We start from the raw sequence: 16,116 nt of genomic DNA on the forward strand, positions 1-16,116 counted from the left end.
CGCCATCTCCTGCAAAAAAACCACTGGAACTGGCTGGAAGGCCCGTTCCAGAGCGTTTCGTTGCTTATGAAAATTCGAAGTAAAAAAGTTCCGTTGTCACAAAATATTTATATAGAAGCAACTGAGCTGAAATAACCCGCCGCCAAGATTCCCCTCCAGCACCGACGAGCCCAGACGCTCTCGTGTTTTCTAACGCTAAAGACCAATAGGGGAACCCTTCGATGATCCGTAAGCACTTCGCCGGTTTTGCCGCCAGCGCCATGGCCCTGGCCATTTCCGCCCAGGCTTTCGCCGGTACCGTTACCACTGACGGGGCCGATATCGTCGTCAAGACCAAAGGCGGCCTGGAAGTCGGCACCACCGACAAGGCCTTCAGCTTCAAACTGGGTGGTCGTCTGCAGGCTGACTACAGCCGCTTCGATGGTTTCTACACCGTGAACGGTGATACCGCCGACGCCGGCTACTTCCGTCGCGCCTTCCTGGAACTGGGCGGTGTTGCCTTCACCGACTGGGCCTACCAGATCAACTACGACTTCTCCCACAACGCCGGCGGCGACGCCAAGGCTGACGACGGCTACTTCGACGAAGCCTCCATCGCCTACACCGGCTTCCAGCCGGTGGTGATCAAGATGGGGCGTTTCGACCCCGACTTCGGCCTGGAAAAAGCCACCAGCTCCAAGTGGGTCACCGCCCAGGAACGTACCGCTGCGTATGACCTGGCCGACTACGTGAACAACCACAACGGTGGCATGGGCGTACAGGCTTCCGGCACCTTCGGTGCTTCCCTCTACGGTTCCGCCGGCCTCATGGCCAACGACGCCACCAACCGTGACGAAGACGGTGACAGCGTCAAGCAGTTCAACCTGCGCGGTGTGTTCGCCCCCATGCACGAAGCTGGCAATGTGCTGCACTTCGGCGTGAACTACGCAACCCGCGACCTGCAGGACACGTCCTTCGATGGTCGTATCCGCAGCCGCCTGGGCATCCGCGGTGTGAGCACCGAAGGTGGCCAGGACGCCGGCAGCAACGGCAACCGCCTGGTTCTGGCCGGTGCCAACAACACCCCGGTCGGTGCTTACGACAACGACAGCACATTTGGCCTGGAAGCCGCCTTCGCTGCGGGTCCGTTCTCCATTCAGAGCGAATACCTCAAGCGCGAAGTTGAAGCCAAGGCAGCCAACCGTGAAGACATCGACGCCGATGGTTACTACGTGCAGGTTGCTTACACGCTGACCGGCGAAGCCCGCGACTACAAACTCGGCAAGTTCGACAAGATCAAGCCGTCCAACAAGCAGATCGGCGCCTGGGAAGTGTTCTACCGCTACGACAACATCAGCGCTGAAGACGACAATGGCGCCTTCGCCACCATCGACGACGTCGAAGCCAAGGTGCACAACCTGGGTGTGAACTGGTACGCCAACGAAGCCGTCAAGCTCAGCGGCTACTACGTCACGACCAAAGTGGACAACGCCACCAACTCGGTGGGCGACGACGACGGCGACGGCATGGTCTTCCGTGCCCAATACGTGTTCTAAGAAGACACGGGTTTCCGCTCCTTTGATTGAGCCCCGCCATCTGGCGGGGCTTTTTTATGGTGGCGCCAAGGGCGGGGAGCTGTGGGGCGTTGCCATTGGCACGGGCCTGCGTTCAGCCCATTCCGGATTCCCGCTCCACATAGGCCACTCGCGTACGAAACGCCCGATACCACTGTTCGCGGCCGCGCCGCTGCGCTTCCCGGTGTTCGGCCTGGGTTCGCCAGGTGCAGATTTCCTCTTCGCTACGCCAGTAGGACACCGTGATCCCCAGCCCATCGCTGCCCCGCGCGGATTCCACGCCCAGGAAGCCTGGCTGGTCGCGGGCCAGCTTCAGCATGCGCTCGGCAGTGGCGGCGTAATCCTGTTCCGTCTCGCTGCGCAGGGAGCTGAAGATCACCGCGTAGTACGGCGGCTCGGGTGTGCGAGCAATCATCAGGCGATCTCCTGGCAGGCGTTGACGAAGGCGCGTACCAGCGGCGGCAGGCGGCCGATCAGTGCGGCGCGCTCCGGTTGGAACAGGGTGGCCACGAAGAAGGGATGGCCGTCCAGCTCCACCGCCCGCACGGCGCCAAGGGCATCGGTGGCAGCAACCTTCAGTGGCCCCTGGGTGAGTGCTTCGCGGAAGTCGGGATTGAGGCCGTAGCCGCAGAAGTAGCCCTCGAACGCTTCATGCGCGCCATAGGCTTGGGCCAGTTTCGAGCCGGGCAGCAACTGCACCCGTTCCAGGGTTTCCCGCAAGGCGCAGGGCAGGGGACTGATCACCGCGCGCGGTGCATCGGGCGTGTTTTCGGCGTGTTCCGCGTCGGTCCAGCCCAGCACATGGCGCGCATGCTCCAACAGTGTGTGCTGGAAGCCACCACAGGTACCGAGAAAGGGCCGGGCATTGCAACGCGCATGGGCGATGGCCTCCAGTACGCCCTCGGTGTCGCGGTAGGGGCTGCCCGGGACGCACCAAAGGCCCTGGTAGTCGTCCAGGCGGGCTTCGCCGAGGCGGTCGGTGGCCAGCCAGACACCTTCCAGCGCCCGGCCTGTGGCTTGCGCGGCGAGCTCCAGGGCGCGTGGAATGGCGCGGTGTGCGGTAATGCCGTCGTCCCTGTCGCCGATCAGGCCGATGCGCAATTGCTTCATCTCTGTCCTCCCATGCCGGGCACGGCTTGCGCCCGCTCAGGCGAACTATATAGTTGCGTAGAAGCAATCAATATTGGCGAACTGGCAAGGTGAGATTGCAGTGACGCAATACAGCATTGATCACGCTGACCTCGCGTTGGTCTTGGCGCTGGTTCGTGGCGGCACCCTGGCGCGGGCCGCCGAGCAGCTCAAGGTGGATGTCTCCACCGTGTTCCGTTCCCTGCGTCGCCTGGAGCAGGCATTGGGCAGCGTGCTGTTCGAGAAAAGCCGCGCCGGCTACCTGCCCAATGCGGTGGCACAACTGCTGGCGCAGCAGGCCGAGCTGGCGGAGCGGGCGCTTGAGGCCGCGCGTCTGGGGCTGGAGCAGGGGCGCGAGGCGGTCAGCGGCACCCTGCGCCTGACCTGCACGGATGCCGTGCTCCATGGTCTGCTACTGCCCGCCCTGGCGCGCTTCATGCCGGCCTATCCTGCACTGGAACTGGAGCTGACCACCTCCAACGATTTCGCCAACCTCAGCCGCCGCGACGCTGATGTCGCCCTGCGTCTGACCACCGCACCGCCTGGTCATCTGGTGGGCCGTTGCCTGGGCCCTGTGCCTTACGTGCTCTGCGCGGCGGACAGCTACCTGGCACGCGTGCCCGAACGCGACCCGACGCGAATGAGCTGGATTGCCCCGGACGATTTCCTGCCTAACCACCCCAGTCTGGTCTGGCGCCGCCAACGTCACCCCGAGGTGCAGCCAGCCTACCGTTGCAACAGCATGCTGTCTGTGGCGCAACTGGTGCACGCCGGCCTCGGCGTGGCGGCGCTCCCGGAGTTCCTGGTACGTGGCGAGCCGGGCCTGCAGATCCTGGAAAGCGACCTGCCCGGCTGCGCCAGCGCGCTCTGGCTGCTGACCCGGCCGGACTGCCGGGCCTTGCGTTCGGTCACCACCCTGTTCGAGGAGCTGGCGCGCCATATCACGCTACCGGGCACCGCCGCGCAGAGCGGCTAACCTTGTTCAAGCTGTACTGCCCAAGTGCCAGTCCACCCGCCCGCAAGCCCCTGGAGGGCGCCATGTTCAAAGCTATCGTTGCCATCATCGTTGTCGCGATAATCGGCGTGCTGGGATACGCCGCGATCAGCCCGGATCACTTCCGCATCGAACGCACGACCACCATTGCCGCGCCGCCGGAAAAGGTCTTCCCCCTGATCAACGACCTGCACCAGTGGAAGGCCTGGTCACCCTGGGAGAAGATCGACCCGGCGCTCAAGCGCAGTTACAGCGGCCCGAAGGAGGGGGTGGGTGCGGTCTATGCCTGGCAGGGCAATAACGAGGTGGGCACCGGTAGCATGGAGATCACCCGGAGCGAGCCGGCATCGAAGGTGGAGATCAAGCTGGACTTCCAGATGCCCTTCGAGGCCCACAACACCGCCGAATTCACCTTGCAGCCGCAGAATGGCAGCACCCAGGTCACCTGGGCCATGTACGGGCCTTCGCCCTATACGCACCGGCTGATGCAGGTGTTCTTCGACATGGATGACTTGGTCGGCAGCAAGTTCGACCAGGGCCTGATCAACCTCAAGGCCGCCGCCGAGAAATAGTCTGCTACGAACCGCTCGGCCCCTGGGCAGGCCGGGCGGATTCTCGCGGCTATCCTTCCTCATTCGACGACGAAAACCCGTAGCGCCCCATCCTGGCGAAGAACGGAATTTTCCGTCGGCCTTGTCGATTCCCGTCGCGGCCGAACGACCAATGGGTGTCAGTACCCAGCAGCCACCCGAGGAACCCACGATGAAATACCTGTGCCTGATCTATATCGAGGAAGCCAAGCTCGCCACCCTGACCGATGCCGATTACCAGGCCATCGCCGGCGAATGCATCGACTACACCGAACAGCTCGCCGCCAGCGGCCACTACCTGGCGTCCAATGCCCTGGAGTCGGTGCGTACCGCCACCACCCTGCGCATGCAGGGCGGGCGAGTATCCATGACCGACGGCCCCTTCGCTGAAACCAAGGAACAGCTCGGCGGCTTCTATCTGATCGAGGCGCGTGACCTCAACGAAGCCCTGCAGATTGCCTCCAGGATTCCGCCGGGACGCCTGGGCTGCATTGAGGTGCGTCCAGTACGCGAGCCTGAGGTTCGACCTACGCTGGGTGCCGCCTCGTGAAGACACGGAGGGCCTGATGGACGAGGCTGAACTGCGCCAGCGGGTCGAGGCGATCTACCGCAGCGACTCGCGTCGCGTGCTGGCTACCCTGATTCGCCTGTTGGGGGATTTCGACCTGGCCGAGGAAGCCCTGCACGACGCCTTCATCGCTGCCGTGCAGCAGTGGCCACGGGATGGCATGCCGGCCAACCCGCGCGCCTGGCTGGTATCGGCGGGGCGCTTCAAGGCCATCGACAGCCTGCGCCGACGCGCCCGCTTCGATGCCTCCAAGCGCCACCTGGTGGATGAGCTGGAGGAGGCCGCCAGCGCCTCCGAAGGGGGTGAGGATGTGGAAGACGACCGCCTGCGGCTGATCTTCACCTGCTGTCACCCGGCACTGCCGGCGGACGCCCAGGTGCCGCTGACCCTACGCGAGGTCTGCGACCTGAAGACCGAGGAAATCGCCCGAGCCTTCCTCAGCAGCCCGTCCACCATTGCCCAGCGCATTGTCCGCGCCAAGGCGAAGATCCGCGACGCGCGCATTCCCTATCAGGTGCCGGCCCTCGCCGAGTTGCCGGAGCGGCTGGATAACGTCCTGCGGGTCATCTACCTGGTCTTCAACGAGGGCTATTCCGCGTCCTCCGGCGATTCGCTGATCCGTACCGATCTGTCCGCCGAAGCCATTCGCCTGGCGCGTCTGCTTCTCGAACTGCTGCCGGACCCGGAGGTTATGGGCCTGCTCGCGCTCATGCTGTTGCACGACTCGCGCCGCGCCGCCCGCGTGACCGAGGATGGCGAGCTGATACTGCTGGACGACCAGGACCGCAGCCTGTGGGATCGGGTGCAGATCGCCGAGGGGCTCTCCCTGGTGACCCAGGCTCTGGCCAGCCGGCGCGTCGGTGTCTATGCCCTTCAGGCTGCCATCGCCGCCGTACATGCCCAGGCCGCGGATGCCGCGCGCACCGACTGGGGGCGGATCGTTGGCCTCTACGACGTGCTGCAGCGCCTGGTGCACTCGCCCGTGGTGGCCCTCAACCGAGCCGTGGCCATCGCCATGCGTGATGGCCCCGAGGCTGGATTGGTTGAGGTGGATGCGCTGCTTGAGGCTGGTGAGCTGAATGACTACCACCTGGCCCATGCCGCCCGTGCTGACTTCTGTCGCCGCCTCGGGCGCAAGGCCGACGCGCAGGCGGCCTATCGCAGTGCCCTGGCGCTGGCACGCCAGGAACCCGAGCGACGCTTCATCGAGAAGCGCCTGCGTGAGCTCGAGAGTTGAGGGCACCGCTCGTCGGCCTGGACCGGAGCGGTGTCGAAGCAGGACAGCGACCCACGACTAAGCGTGAATCCGCCGGCAGCGCGCTCGGCGGAACCCTTTACCGGAACCCGAGGAGATGCATCATGAGCAGCGAAACCCTCAAGGCTACTGCCGAACTGGAAGTGCACGAAGTCTTCAACCAGTGGCTGAAGGCGGCCCGCGCAAAGGATGTGGATGCCATCCTGGCCTGCTATGCCGATGACGTGATCGCCTTCGATGCCATCCTCAAACTGCAGTTCAAGGGCCTCCAAGCCTATGGGCAGCATTGGCGTTTTTGCACCGAGATGTGTGGTGGCGACGGAATCTTCGAACCGGCCGATCCGACCATCCATGCCGACACCAGCGTCGCCTTCCTGCATTGCCTGGTCCGCTGCGGCGGCGAGCAGGACGGCGAGGTGAAGACCAGCTGGATGCGCGGTACCCAGTGCTACGTCAAACGTGGCGGGCAGTGGAAAATCGTCCACGAGCATTTCTCCGCGCCCTTCGACATGGAAAGCGGCAACGCCCTGTTCGACCTCCAACCCTGACCGTGGCGCGACGGGGCATCACGCCCCGTCGCAGGGGGGATGGGCTTACGCCGCGAGGCGCGCAGCCAGCTCTGCCAACGTCACATGCCCCTTGAAGCCGCCACAGCTGATCGCCGGCTCGCCGTCCTCGATGGCGCGGGCGAAGGTAATGGCAGGGTCAGCCTTCAGCTTCAGCAAGTAGCGCTGCAGATGCGGGAACGCCTGCCCCAGGTCGAACAGCTTCATGTACTCCACCCAACGGCTGACCCCGGCGAAGTAGGCGTCCGCCAGGCTGCGATGCTCGCCCAGCAGCCAGTCTTGCCCTTGCAACAGGCGGTCCAGGTAGGCGCATTGCACCCGGACATCCTCAGTCCCTTTCTTGCGCAACACGGCCTTGGTGGAGTCAGAGCCGTCGGCCATCTCGTAAGCCGCCCAGAGCGGCGCGAACGAGCCAAAGAAGTCGGTTACCAGATACGCCAGCATTTGGTTCAGTCGGTCGTATTCCGGGCTGCCCTGGGGTGGGCACAACTCGCTGCCCGGTGCGCGTCCGGCAAGGTGCAGGAGTATGGCCAGGCTCTCGCCGAATCCCTGGCCATTTTCCGGCAGCAGGGCGGGCGTCTTGTTCAACGGATTGATGTGGGCGAACAGCGGGTCCCAGGGTTGTTCGAGCATTTCCACGCGGCACAGGCGGTAGGGCAGGCCGAGCCATTCGAGGGCCACGATCGAGCCGAACGAACAGCCTTGCGGCACGCCATAAAAAAGGACGGGTTCCATAGTCTTGCTCCCTGAAGGGGTGGTGAGAGGCCGTAGTGGCCGGCTCTGGGAGCACCTTAAGGTTCAATCAGGCTATATTCGGTCCTAATTAAATTCTCGCCTGAAAAAAAAGATCGTGCGGAGTCCTGGCCATGCCCAATCCCACCACTCGAGTGCTCGCCGTACTGGAGCTGCTGCAGACCCATGGCCAACTGAGCGGCAGCGAACTCGCGCAGCGCCTGGGAGTGGAGGGCCGCACCCTGCGGCGCTACATCGCCACCCTGGAGGAGATGGGTATTCCCCTGACCGCCGAGCGCGGCCGCCATGGCGGCTACCGGCTGGTTGCGGGCTTCAAGTTGCCGCCGATGATGTTCACCAACGAGGAAACCCTGGCCCTGTCTCTCGGGCTGTTGGCCGTGCAGAACCTCGGGTTGGAGCAGGCCGCCCCGGCCGTGGCCAGCGCCAGTGCAAAACTCGAGCGGGTGATGCCGGCCAACCTCAAGCCCCGACTGCGTGCCCTCGGCGAAGCGGCCACCCTCGACCTGCCAGGGCCACGGGCGACCACCCGCGAGCGCTGGCTGCTGGACCTGGCCGCCGCCGTGCAAGCGCGCCAACGCGTGTGCTTCACCTACAGCTCCGGCGATGGCAGTGACAGCCAACGCGAAGCCGACCCGTACGGCCTGGTTTACCGTGCCGGGCGCTGGTACATGAGCGGCTACTGCCACCTGCGCCGGGACTTGCGCAGCTTCCGCCTGGATCGCATGCAGGCGCTGCAACTGCTGGACGCCCGCTTCGAACGCCCAGTGGACTTCGACGCCGCTGCCTTCCTTACCGGCAGCATCGCCCAGCTGCCACGCTCGACGGCGGTGGAAGTGCTGCTCAAGTGCGGTCTCGCCCGGGCCGCCGAAGAACTGGACAGCGGCATCGGCCTGCTGGAGCCGGTCGAGGAAGGCGTTTTGCTGCGCACCCGAACCGACAGCATGAGCTGGTTCGCCCGCCAACTGGTGAAGCTGTCCTTCGAATTCGAGGTGCGCGAGCCGGAAGCGCTGCGCGAGGAAATCCGCACCTGCGCGGAGCGGTTGTTGAAATGGGTGGGTCCGTAGCCGGTTTCCCCTTTCCCTTTGGGAACGGGGCTGAGAGAAGCGCAAGTCCGGCTCGATTTCGCTAATGAAATCCTCCGCAGGCAATCCACCTCGGCTTTTCAGCCGTTAAACTCGGCCGTCCTTTCAGTACCCGAGCAAGCCCATGGATATCGACCTGGCGCGTACCTTCCTGGAGATCGTCCGCAGCGGCAGCTTCGTCGCCGCCGCCGAGCGCCTGCACGTCACCCAGACCACCATCACGGCGCGGGTGCAGAACCTGGAGCAGCAACTGGATTGCCGGCTTTTCGTGCGCAATCGTGCCGGCGCGAGGTTGACCGCCGATGGCGAGGTGTTCGTCGCCTATGCCAATCAACTGGTGCAGACCTGGGAGGCGGCTCGGCGTGACCTGCCCCTGCCTGAGGGCTATCGCGACGTGCTCAACCTGGGGGGCGAAACGAGCCTGTGCAGCCCGCTGGTGCTCAACTGGGTGATCCGTCTGCGCCAGCGCATGCCGTCCCATGCAGTCCGTGCGGAAGTGGGTGAGGCTGGCCACCTGCAGCAGCAGTTGCAGAGCGGCCTGCTCGATGCCGCCCTGGTCTATCGCCCTGATTACTGGCCGGGCTTGCAGGTTGAGTTGCTGCTTGAGGAAAAGCTGATCCAGGTGCGTTCGGCGAGTAACCCTGAGCCGTACATCTACAACGATTGGGGGCCGGAATTCCGCCAGCGCCATGATGCCGCGCTGCCGGAGAAGGCCAGCGCCGTCCTGGCCACTAACCTCGGCCCGTTGGCCCTGCACTACATCCTGCAGTGCGGCGGCTCCGGCTATTTTCGGGCTCGCGTGGTGCAGGGGCATCTGGAAAGCGGCGAACTGGAGCGTGTGGAAAGGGCGCCGGAGTTCACCAATCCCACTTACCTGGTCTATTCCCGCGAGAAGGATTCTCCGGCGTTGCGCCAGGCTATCGACATATTGCGCGAGGTGGTGGCCGAAGATATCGACTGGTCCCGGCGCTGGGACCCGATCTGAACTCCGGTTGGGCTTTGCCAGGCTCAGCCACCGCCCAAGGCAAACCATGGCCCGGATGAAAGCCGGGAATGCTTCGCGCCGCGCTTACCGGATTGCAGCCGGGCTACTCGACTCAGCTCGCCAATTGCAATGCCGGCGGCTGATGCAGGTCCTGCAACCAATTACGGTACAGCGCGGCGATCAGGTCGCTCTGGCTGACGATCCCTGCCACACGACCGCTGTCATCCAGCACCGGCAAGCAATGCAGACCCTGGTCCGACAGCAGCGACACCAACTCCACCACCGGTGTATCCACGGCCACGCAGCGCACCGGGCGGCTCATCAGGCGTGATACCGGCGCTTCGCGGCGGGCGCGGAAACGTTCGGCGAGGTTGCGGGGGGCTGCGCTGGCGGCATGACCAAGCAGGTCGGAGAGGGTCAGGATGCCCACCAGATGCTGCTTGTCATCCACTACCGGTAGGGCTTTCAGGTGATGCTGGTCGAGCAGCCGCCACGCCTCGCTGACCGGTGCATGAGGGCTGATGCAACGCAGATCGCGGGACATGATACTCGCCGCCCGCAGGTCGCCCATGCTGCGCCGCAGCGCGTGTTTCTCTGCAAGTTGCAGCAGGCGCTGGAGATCGTCGCGGGTCACGTCGACAAAGCTTCCGAACTCGGCCAGTGCGCGGTCCAGGTCTTTGTCGGCTATGCCGTTACGCTCGCCTGGTCGCGGGTCAGCGGTCAGGTGCGGGCCAATCGCTGGATGAGCGACTTTGCGCGGATAGGTGGAGCCGCAGAGGTTGTTGAACAGCAACGCTGTACCCACCAGCAGCAGGGACCCAACCAGAACCGGCAGCAACAGGTGCCAACCTTGGGCTGCGAGGGCAGGTCCGCCAAGCGCAGCACCAACAGCGATTGCGCAGCTCGGTGGATGCAGGCAGCGCAAGGCTTGCATGGTCACCAGGGTCATGCCGAAGGCCAGCGCAGCGCTTGTCATCAGCGGCAGGCCCCAGTGGGCGACCAGAAGGCCGATGGCAGCCGCTAGCACATTGCCGGCCACTACCGGCCAGGGCTGGGCCACGGGGCTGGAGGTCACAGCGAAGAGCAGCACGGAAGAGGCGGCGAACGGCGCAGCAAGGCGCAGTCCCAGGTCAATGTCGAAAAAATGGACGCAAGCCAGGGTGGCCAGGGCCACGGCGATGCAGCCGCCAACGGCGGCACGCAGCCATTCCCGCGGCGGGGCGGTGCTGGCGTCCGGCAGCAGGCGTTGCAGCCAGAGACGCAGGGGGTTCTGGGGCATGGGTACGACACTTGGCAGTTGATAAAAGGAGAGACCGCAAGGCTCTGTACGAAAACTGCCAACGGGTTTCGCGCCTGAGGCGTCGCTCGGTGACCTTTCGTACGGGCCCTGGGCCCCTCAATCCCACTGGGGTGGGGTTCCATCCCTGGATATGGAAATGTTTTCTTCTCGCGCACGGTTCCTCGGGAGGTCTGCGTGTGCAGACCACTCCGGGCCGGGCGTCGGGGATGGTGGGAATCCTAAGCATTGGCTGGATGGCAGGCTAATGAATGTTATTGGGGTTTAAATTCAGAAAAATTGCATCAAATGACGCTGGCCTGCCCGTCGCCGCTGCAACAACGGCCCCAAGGCACTGACGTTATCTGCTCGTGACAGAAGACCTGGCTGAGGCCTGGCCTGAGTAATCTGCTGGTGCTGATACGCGGCGGGGACAGGTTGGCGTGGCTTGTTGAACAAGCGACCTGAAGCAATGGCTGGTGCTGCAGGATGGGGGATAGCCATCCTGCGTATCCGGGCGGGGGCGATTGCTGGCAGGCAAGTCCGATATCGACCCAGGCAGGCTTCGCAATAGCCGATAGGGGGCAGGACGTTAGTCCATCACATCCTGGAGCACTTCGTAGATGATCCCGGTGGCTACGGCCACCAGGATCAGGTCGGTGCCCGCGCGGACCCAGTCATAACCTTCGTAGTGGGGCAGGCGGCTGACCAGGCGGCCGTCGAGCTTCTTCGCGATCCCTGGCGGCAGCGGTTTGCCGCGTGCCAGGTTTTTCTGGATGCCTGGCGGAAGAGACTGGGCCGGACCCCAGTAGTCGCGGTTATCGTCGAGGATGATGCGGATACTGCCGATATCCACCTGCGGGCCGCCGGACCAGTTGCTGCCTTGAGAACTGGAGTGGCCCTTGTCATGTCCCTTGCCTTTGCCGGGGTCGGCCAGCAGGGCGGGCGATCCGGCGATGAGGGAAAGGCTGGTGAGTGCTGCGATGAGCGTCCGGGTTCTGGTCATGTCCGTGGTCTCCATGAGGGACTGTTCCCTTTGCTGATGGACTGCGAAAGCAGGGGCAAGTGCCGCAACTATTGCAGAAATTCTGCTGCTGCGAGTTGGCCGAAACATGAACCGGTTCAAAGCCCGGAAACCCGGCTCCGATGCGCGCTTCCACTCGTCGTTCGGCGTTGAACCGACGCAAGGTCCCGGAGTCTCACCGTGTATCGTGAAAAAGCGCCTGTGGAGGTTCCAAATTGATCAATAAGAAAACCCTGTTGGCCGCGGCCACCTGTGTGATGGTCCTTGCGGCGGGTACCGTCCTGCCAGGCGGTGCATCCCTGGTCGACTCCGCCTATGCCCGAGGCAATGGCGGCGGCAACGGTGGTGGGAACGGCGGTGGCAATGGTGGCGGGCATGGTGGTGGCCATGGCGGCGGATTCGGTGGTGGCGTTGGCGGCGGTCATGCCGGCAGCCACGACGGCAAGGGCCACGGCTACGGCAAGAGCGCCGATCACGCGGGTAAGGCGACCCGTAACGGCGAAGACAAGGGCAACCGCTATGGCAGCGTGCGTAACGATGACAATGGCCATGGTTACTCGACATCTGCCGTTGCCCGCGACAAGGACAGTCGAGGCCTGGCAAACGCCCGCGCAGTTGCCGATACCACTCCCGGCGACCACAACTCCGATGGCCTGGGCAAGGCTGGCGTTTCGTCGAGCAAGAACGACGGCAAGAGCCACCGCTAGAAAAGACTGGGGGCAACCATTCGGTTGCCCCCACTCTCACCTCATTTCGCCGCCAGCAATATCCCGCGGCATTCGCCGAAGCCGATGCTGGGGTAACCCTCGCGCTGGCAGCGGGCACGCAGGATCACTTCATCCCCGTCTTCCAGGAAGGTGCGCTGCTCGCCGCTCGGCAGGCTGATCGCCTGTTTGCCGCCGACGGTGCTCTCCAGCAGGCTGCCGAACGCTTCCGGCTGCGGGCCGGACAGGGTGCCCGAACCGAACAGGTCGCCCGGTTGCAGCTTGCAGCCGCCAACGCTGTGGTGGGCAACCATCTGCGCTACGGTCCAGTACATGTTCAGGGTGTTGCTCAGCGCCAGGCGGTGTGGCGCCAGGCCCTGCTCGCGCATGGCCTTGGTGAGGATCAGTACTTCCAGTTCGATATCAAAGGCGCCCTTGGCCTGGTCCGCTTCGTCCAGCAAGTAGGGCAGGGGCTGCGGGTCGCCTTCCGTGCGGGCCGGCTGCGCGGCACGGAAGGGTTCCAGGGCTTCGGCGGTGACCACCCAGGGCGATACCGTGGTGCCGAAGTTCTTCGCCAGGAACGGGCCCAGCGGCTGGTACTCCCAAGCCTGCACGTCGCGCGCGGACCAGTCGTTGAGCAGGCAGTAGCCGGCGATGTGCTGCTGGGCATCGGCGATGGCGATGGATTCGCCCATCTCGTTGCCCTGGCCGATCCAGATGCCCAGTTCCAGTTCGTAGTCCAGGCGCTTGCTGGGGCCGAAGTTCGGGACTTCGTTGCCAGGCGGCATGGTCTGGCCGATGGGGCGGCGCACCGGAGTGCCCGAGACGCAGACGGTGGACGCGCGGCCGTGGTAGCCGATCGGGACGTATTTGTAGTTGGGCAGCAGCGGGTTGTCCGGGCGGAACAGGCGGCCCACGTTGTTGGCGTGGTGGATGCCCACGTAAAAGTCGGTGTAGTCGCCCACTTTGGCCGGCAGGTGCAGCCGGCAGGTGGAAGCGCTCGGCAGCAGGGCCTGGCCCATGGCTTCCAGGCGCGCCTGGGCGCTGCTGCCTTCGGCCAGCAACGCCTGCAGTTGTGCGCGCAGGGCACGGCGGGCAGAGGCGCCGAGGGCGAAGAAGGCGTTCAGGCTGTCGCTGCAGGCGGAGCGGGCGGCCTCGGCGGCTTCACCGCTGAACAGGCCGGCATCGCTCGCCACCTTGAGGTCGAAGATGGCGTCGCCGATGGCTATGCCGCCGCGCGGCGAGGCGTTGGACGGGCTGAAGATACCCAGCGGCAGGTTCTGCAGAGGGAAGTCCGGGTGGCCGTTGGCGGAGGCGATCCAGCTACGGCGGTTGTCTGTCTGGGTCATGTCAGATCCTGCCCTTGTCGAAGGTCTTGGCCATGCCGGCCCAGCATGCATCGTAGTCGCTCTGCAGTTGCGGGCATTCCAGCGCGTACTGGCTGGGGCGCAGCACACGGCTGGTCTCGAACATGAAGGCCATGGTGTTGTCGATCTTGTGCGGTTTCAGATCGGCGGCGATGGCGGTGGTGGTGGTGGCGTTGTCCGGTCCGTGGGCGCTCATGCAGTTGTGCAGCGAAGCGCCGCCCGGGGCGAAGCCTTCTGCCTTGGCGTCGTAGGCGCCCTGGATCAGGCCCATGAATTCGTTCATCAGGTTGCGGTGGAACCACGGCGGACGGAAGGTCTTTTCGGCCACCATCCAGCGCGGCGGGAAGATCACAAAGTCGACGTTGGCCTGACCGAAGGTGTCGCTGGGCGAAGTGAGCACGGTGAAGATGGACGGGTCCGGGTGGTCGTAGCTCACGGTACCGATGGTGTTGAAGCGGCGCAGGTCGTACTTGTAGGGCACGTTATTGCCGTGCCAGGCGACCACGTCCAGGGGCGAGTGGTCCAGCTCGGTGGCCCAGAGTTCGCCGAGGAATTTCTGCACCAGGGTGACCGGCGCGTCGATGTCTTCGTAATGGGCCACCGGGGCGAGGAAGTCGCGCGGGTTGGCCAGGCCGTTGCTGCCAATAGGACCGAGGTCCGGCAGGCGCAGCGCGGCTCCGTGGTTTTCGCAGATATAGCCACGGGCGCTGGGGTCCAGCAGCTCGACGCGGAACTTCATACCGCGCGGGATAACCGCGATCTCCAGGGGCTCCACGTCCAGCAGCCCCAGCTCGGTGGCGATACGCAAGCGGCCTTGCTCGGGAACGATCAGCAGCTCGCCATCGGCATTGAAGAACACGCGTTGCATCGAGGCGTTGGCGCGGTACAGGTGCACGCTCACCCCCGAGGCCTGCTCGGCATCGCTGGTCGCGGCGATGGTCAGCAGGCCGTCGATGAAGTCAGTGCGCTCGACGGGGATGTCCTGCGGGTTCCAGCGCAGGCGGTTGGGCGTTACCGGCCCCAGGCGGTTGCCGGCGATCTGGCGCTCCAGGCGTTGGTATCGAGGATGGTTGGCCGACGGCTTGATGCGGTACATCCAGGTCCGCCGGGCCTCGCTGCGCGGGACAGTGAAGGCGGTGCCGGAGAGCAGTTCGGCATAGAGACCGTAGGGCGTTTTCTGCGGGGAGTTCTGGCCGACGGGCAGGGCGCCGGGCAGCGCTTCGCTGCTGAACTCGTTATCGAAACCGGATTGGTAAGTGAGCTGCGTAGGGGAGACCATGGCGACCTCTCTGTTTTTGTAATGTGATTACGCATAACGTAATTTGAAAGCCAAAAGGGGTCAAGCTATAACAGCGCCCTCCACACCGACCAGGGCCAGGACATGACGAGCGAGAACGACAGCGCGGGCGCACCGCGGCGACAGAAGGTGCAGGCCGCGGAAGTGGGCACCGACATCCTCAAGGGGCTCGCCGAACTGGCGCCGGCCACCTCGTTGTCCAAGTTGGCCGAGCACGTCGGCATGCCTGCGAGCAAGGTGCACCGCTACCTGCAGGCGCTGATCGCCAGCGGCTTCGCCGAGCAGGACGCCACCACCAACCACTATGGCCTCGGCCGCGAGGCGCTGCTGGTAGGCCTGGCCGCCATTGGACGACTGGACGTGGTGAAGGTCTCCATGCCGCACCTGGTGGACTTGCGCGACACGCTGAACGAAACCTGCTTCCTCGCCGTGTGGGGTAACAAGGGACCGACCGTGGTCCATGTGGAGCAGGCCTTGCGTGCAGTGACCCTGGTGACCCAGGTGGGATCAGTGCTGCCGTTGCTGGGATCGTCCACCGGCCTGGTGTTCAACACCTACCTGCCTGAAGCCGAAACCGCCTTCCTGCGCGACGAGGAGCTGGCGTTGCCAGGGGCGCCGGCTGTTGCAGAACTGCAGGAGCAAATGGCGCAGATCCGCGCTACCGGCCTTCACCCCGTTCATGGTCTGTTAATGCCGGGCGTGAATGCCTTGTCGGCGCCACTGTTCGCCACCGGCAACAAGCTGGCCGGGGTCATCACCGTCGTTGGCGCCGCCAGCGTATTTCGCGCCGACACCCAGGGTTCGGCCGCCGAGCGTCTGCACCAGGCGGCCGAGGCCATCAGCCGGCGGATGGGAGGGCAGCAGCCGGCATAGGCTGATCTTCACACCTGGGAGGGCGAAGCGTTGTGGGGGCCTTCAATCGCCAAGCGAAGCTCAGGTTCGCCCTCACAGGGAGCATTGATCACGCGGCAGCC

General features: G+C 64.7%; 17 protein-coding genes. 10 read left to right on the forward strand and 7 right to left on the reverse strand.

The genetic code is table 11. The features are described 5' to 3' along the window. Window positions 1-221 precede the first annotated feature (221 nt). Entirely contained in the window at window positions 222-1,535 is a 1,314-nt protein-coding gene (locus tag E8F20_RS04760) for a porin (RefSeq protein WP_280282679.1), read from the forward strand. A gap of 112 nt (window positions 1,536-1,647) precedes the next feature. Here the strand turns inward: E8F20_RS04760 and E8F20_RS04765 are convergent, their stop codons facing one another. Together E8F20_RS04765 and E8F20_RS04770 are read right to left on the reverse strand one after the other, a co-directional pair. Continuing rightward, window positions 1,648-1,968 carry an antibiotic biosynthesis monooxygenase gene (locus tag E8F20_RS04765; protein WP_280282680.1) on the reverse strand — a complete coding sequence of 107 codons (321 nt, stop codon included), beginning with the start codon at window positions 1,966-1,968 and terminating at the stop codon, window positions 1,648-1,650. Further along, window positions 1,968-2,663 carry a CTP synthase gene (locus E8F20_RS04770; protein WP_280282681.1) on the reverse strand — a complete coding sequence of 232 codons (696 nt, stop codon included), beginning with the start codon at window positions 2,661-2,663 and terminating at the stop codon, window positions 1,968-1,970. The genes E8F20_RS04765 and E8F20_RS04770 overlap by 1 nt, the downstream gene beginning before the upstream one ends. Window positions 2,664-2,763: 100 nt before the next feature. Between E8F20_RS04770 and E8F20_RS04775 the strand changes: the two genes are divergently transcribed. From E8F20_RS04775 to E8F20_RS04795, 5 genes are all read left to right on the forward strand, one after another. Continuing rightward, window positions 2,764-3,657, forward strand: coding sequence for a LysR family transcriptional regulator (locus E8F20_RS04775; RefSeq protein ID WP_280282682.1), 894 nt, complete (start codon window positions 2,764-2,766; stop codon window positions 3,655-3,657). Between the two features lie 62 nt (window positions 3,658-3,719). Beyond that, the gene (locus E8F20_RS04780) at window positions 3,720-4,247 is read left to right on the forward strand and encodes an SRPBCC family protein (RefSeq protein ID WP_280282683.1); all 528 of its coding nucleotides are present in this window, start codon (window positions 3,720-3,722) and stop codon (window positions 4,245-4,247) included. Window positions 4,248-4,437: 190 nt separating this feature from the next. Further along, on the forward strand, window positions 4,438-4,815 hold the full coding sequence (locus tag E8F20_RS04785) for a YciI family protein (protein ID WP_280282684.1): 378 nt from the start codon (window positions 4,438-4,440) through the stop codon (window positions 4,813-4,815). Between the two features lie 31 nt (window positions 4,816-4,846). After that, complete coding sequence (locus E8F20_RS04790) at window positions 4,847-6,070, forward strand: RNA polymerase sigma factor (RefSeq protein WP_280282707.1); 1,224 nt, start codon at window positions 4,847-4,849, stop codon at window positions 6,068-6,070. Window positions 6,071-6,192: 122 nt separating this feature from the next. Then, the gene (locus E8F20_RS04795; protein WP_280282685.1) at window positions 6,193-6,636 is read left to right on the forward strand and encodes a nuclear transport factor 2 family protein; all 444 of its coding nucleotides are present in this window, start codon (window positions 6,193-6,195) and stop codon (window positions 6,634-6,636) included. Between the two features lie 45 nt (window positions 6,637-6,681). On the opposite strand, the gene E8F20_RS04800 is transcribed toward E8F20_RS04795, so the two are convergent. Next, entirely contained in the window at window positions 6,682-7,389 is a 708-nt protein-coding gene (locus tag E8F20_RS04800) for a glutathione S-transferase family protein (protein ID WP_280282686.1), read from the reverse strand. 131 nt (window positions 7,390-7,520) lie between these two features. Here E8F20_RS04800 and E8F20_RS04805 point away from each other — a divergent pair, with 131 nt between their 5' ends. Next, window positions 7,521-8,471, forward strand: a complete 951-nt coding sequence (locus E8F20_RS04805) for a YafY family protein (RefSeq protein ID WP_280282687.1) — start codon at window positions 7,521-7,523, stop codon at window positions 8,469-8,471. 142 nt (window positions 8,472-8,613) lie between these two features. Beyond that, window positions 8,614-9,474: a LysR family transcriptional regulator gene (locus tag E8F20_RS04810; RefSeq protein ID WP_028626430.1), complete on the forward strand. Its 861-nt coding sequence runs from the start codon at window positions 8,614-8,616 to the stop codon at window positions 9,472-9,474. A gap of 112 nt (window positions 9,475-9,586) precedes the next feature. Here the strand turns inward: E8F20_RS04810 and E8F20_RS04815 are convergent, their stop codons facing one another. Next, complete coding sequence (locus E8F20_RS04815) at window positions 9,587-10,753, reverse strand: HPP family protein (protein WP_280282688.1); 1,167 nt, start codon at window positions 10,751-10,753, stop codon at window positions 9,587-9,589. Between the two features lie 589 nt (window positions 10,754-11,342). Further along, complete coding sequence (locus tag E8F20_RS04820) at window positions 11,343-11,756, reverse strand: anti-virulence regulator CigR family protein (protein WP_280282689.1); 414 nt, start codon at window positions 11,754-11,756, stop codon at window positions 11,343-11,345. Window positions 11,757-12,031: 275 nt separating this feature from the next. Here E8F20_RS04820 and E8F20_RS04825 point away from each other — a divergent pair, with 275 nt between their 5' ends. After that, the gene (locus E8F20_RS04825; RefSeq protein ID WP_280282708.1) at window positions 12,032-12,481 is read left to right on the forward strand and encodes a hypothetical protein; all 450 of its coding nucleotides are present in this window, start codon (window positions 12,032-12,034) and stop codon (window positions 12,479-12,481) included. 41 nt (window positions 12,482-12,522) lie between these two features. On the opposite strand, the gene fahA is transcribed toward E8F20_RS04825, so the two are convergent. Together fahA and hmgA are read right to left on the reverse strand one after the other, a co-directional pair. Next, window positions 12,523-13,827, reverse strand: a complete 1,305-nt coding sequence (gene fahA, locus E8F20_RS04830) for a fumarylacetoacetase (protein ID WP_280282690.1) — start codon at window positions 13,825-13,827, stop codon at window positions 12,523-12,525. A 1-nt stretch (window position 13,828) separates the two neighbouring features. Next, window positions 13,829-15,124, reverse strand: coding sequence for a homogentisate 1,2-dioxygenase (gene hmgA / locus E8F20_RS04835; RefSeq protein ID WP_280282691.1), 1,296 nt, complete (start codon window positions 15,122-15,124; stop codon window positions 13,829-13,831). Between the two features lie 102 nt (window positions 15,125-15,226). On the opposite strand from hmgA, the gene E8F20_RS04840 reads away from it, so the two are divergent. Further along, a complete protein-coding gene (locus E8F20_RS04840) occupies window positions 15,227-16,015 on the forward strand; it encodes an IclR family transcriptional regulator (protein ID WP_280282692.1) in 789 nt (262 codons plus the stop codon). Window positions 16,016-16,116 lie beyond the last annotated feature (101 nt).

The sequence above is a fragment of the Pseudomonas sp. BN415 genome (assembly GCF_029871195.1).
Lineage (GTDB): Bacteria > Pseudomonadota > Gammaproteobacteria > Pseudomonadales > Pseudomonadaceae > Metapseudomonas > Metapseudomonas resinovorans.

What these genes read in the sequence shown, in the direction of transcription:
- E8F20_RS04760 (WP_280282679.1), top strand. Translation starts at nt 222, where the DNA reads ATGATCCGTAAGCACTTCGCCGGTTTTGCCGCCAGCGCCATGGCCCTG.
- E8F20_RS04765 (WP_280282680.1), bottom strand. Translation starts at nt 1,968, where the DNA reads ATGATTGCTCGCACACCCGAGCCGCCGTACTACGCGGTGATCTTCAGC.
- E8F20_RS04770 (WP_280282681.1), bottom strand. Translation starts at nt 2,663, where the DNA reads ATGAAGCAATTGCGCATCGGCCTGATCGGCGACAGGGACGACGGCATT.
- E8F20_RS04780 (WP_280282683.1), top strand. Translation starts at nt 3,720, where the DNA reads ATGTTCAAAGCTATCGTTGCCATCATCGTTGTCGCGATAATCGGCGTG.
- E8F20_RS04785 (WP_280282684.1), top strand. Translation starts at nt 4,438, where the DNA reads ATGAAATACCTGTGCCTGATCTATATCGAGGAAGCCAAGCTCGCCACC.
- E8F20_RS04795 (WP_280282685.1), top strand. Translation starts at nt 6,193, where the DNA reads ATGAGCAGCGAAACCCTCAAGGCTACTGCCGAACTGGAAGTGCACGAA.
- E8F20_RS04800 (WP_280282686.1), bottom strand. Translation starts at nt 7,389, where the DNA reads ATGGAACCCGTCCTTTTTTATGGCGTGCCGCAAGGCTGTTCGTTCGGC.
- E8F20_RS04805 (WP_280282687.1), top strand. Translation starts at nt 7,521, where the DNA reads ATGCCCAATCCCACCACTCGAGTGCTCGCCGTACTGGAGCTGCTGCAG.
- E8F20_RS04810 (WP_028626430.1), top strand. Translation starts at nt 8,614, where the DNA reads ATGGATATCGACCTGGCGCGTACCTTCCTGGAGATCGTCCGCAGCGGC.
- E8F20_RS04815 (WP_280282688.1), bottom strand. Translation starts at nt 10,753, where the DNA reads ATGCCCCAGAACCCCCTGCGTCTCTGGCTGCAACGCCTGCTGCCGGAC.
- E8F20_RS04820 (WP_280282689.1), bottom strand. Translation starts at nt 11,756, where the DNA reads ATGACCAGAACCCGGACGCTCATCGCAGCACTCACCAGCCTTTCCCTC.
- E8F20_RS04825 (WP_280282708.1), top strand. Translation starts at nt 12,032, where the DNA reads ATGGTCCTTGCGGCGGGTACCGTCCTGCCAGGCGGTGCATCCCTGGTC.
- fahA (WP_280282690.1), bottom strand. Translation starts at nt 13,827, where the DNA reads ATGACCCAGACAGACAACCGCCGTAGCTGGATCGCCTCCGCCAACGGC.
- hmgA (WP_280282691.1), bottom strand. Translation starts at nt 15,124, where the DNA reads ATGGTCTCCCCTACGCAGCTCACTTACCAATCCGGTTTCGATAACGAG.
- E8F20_RS04840 (WP_280282692.1), top strand. Translation starts at nt 15,227, where the DNA reads ATGACGAGCGAGAACGACAGCGCGGGCGCACCGCGGCGACAGAAGGTG.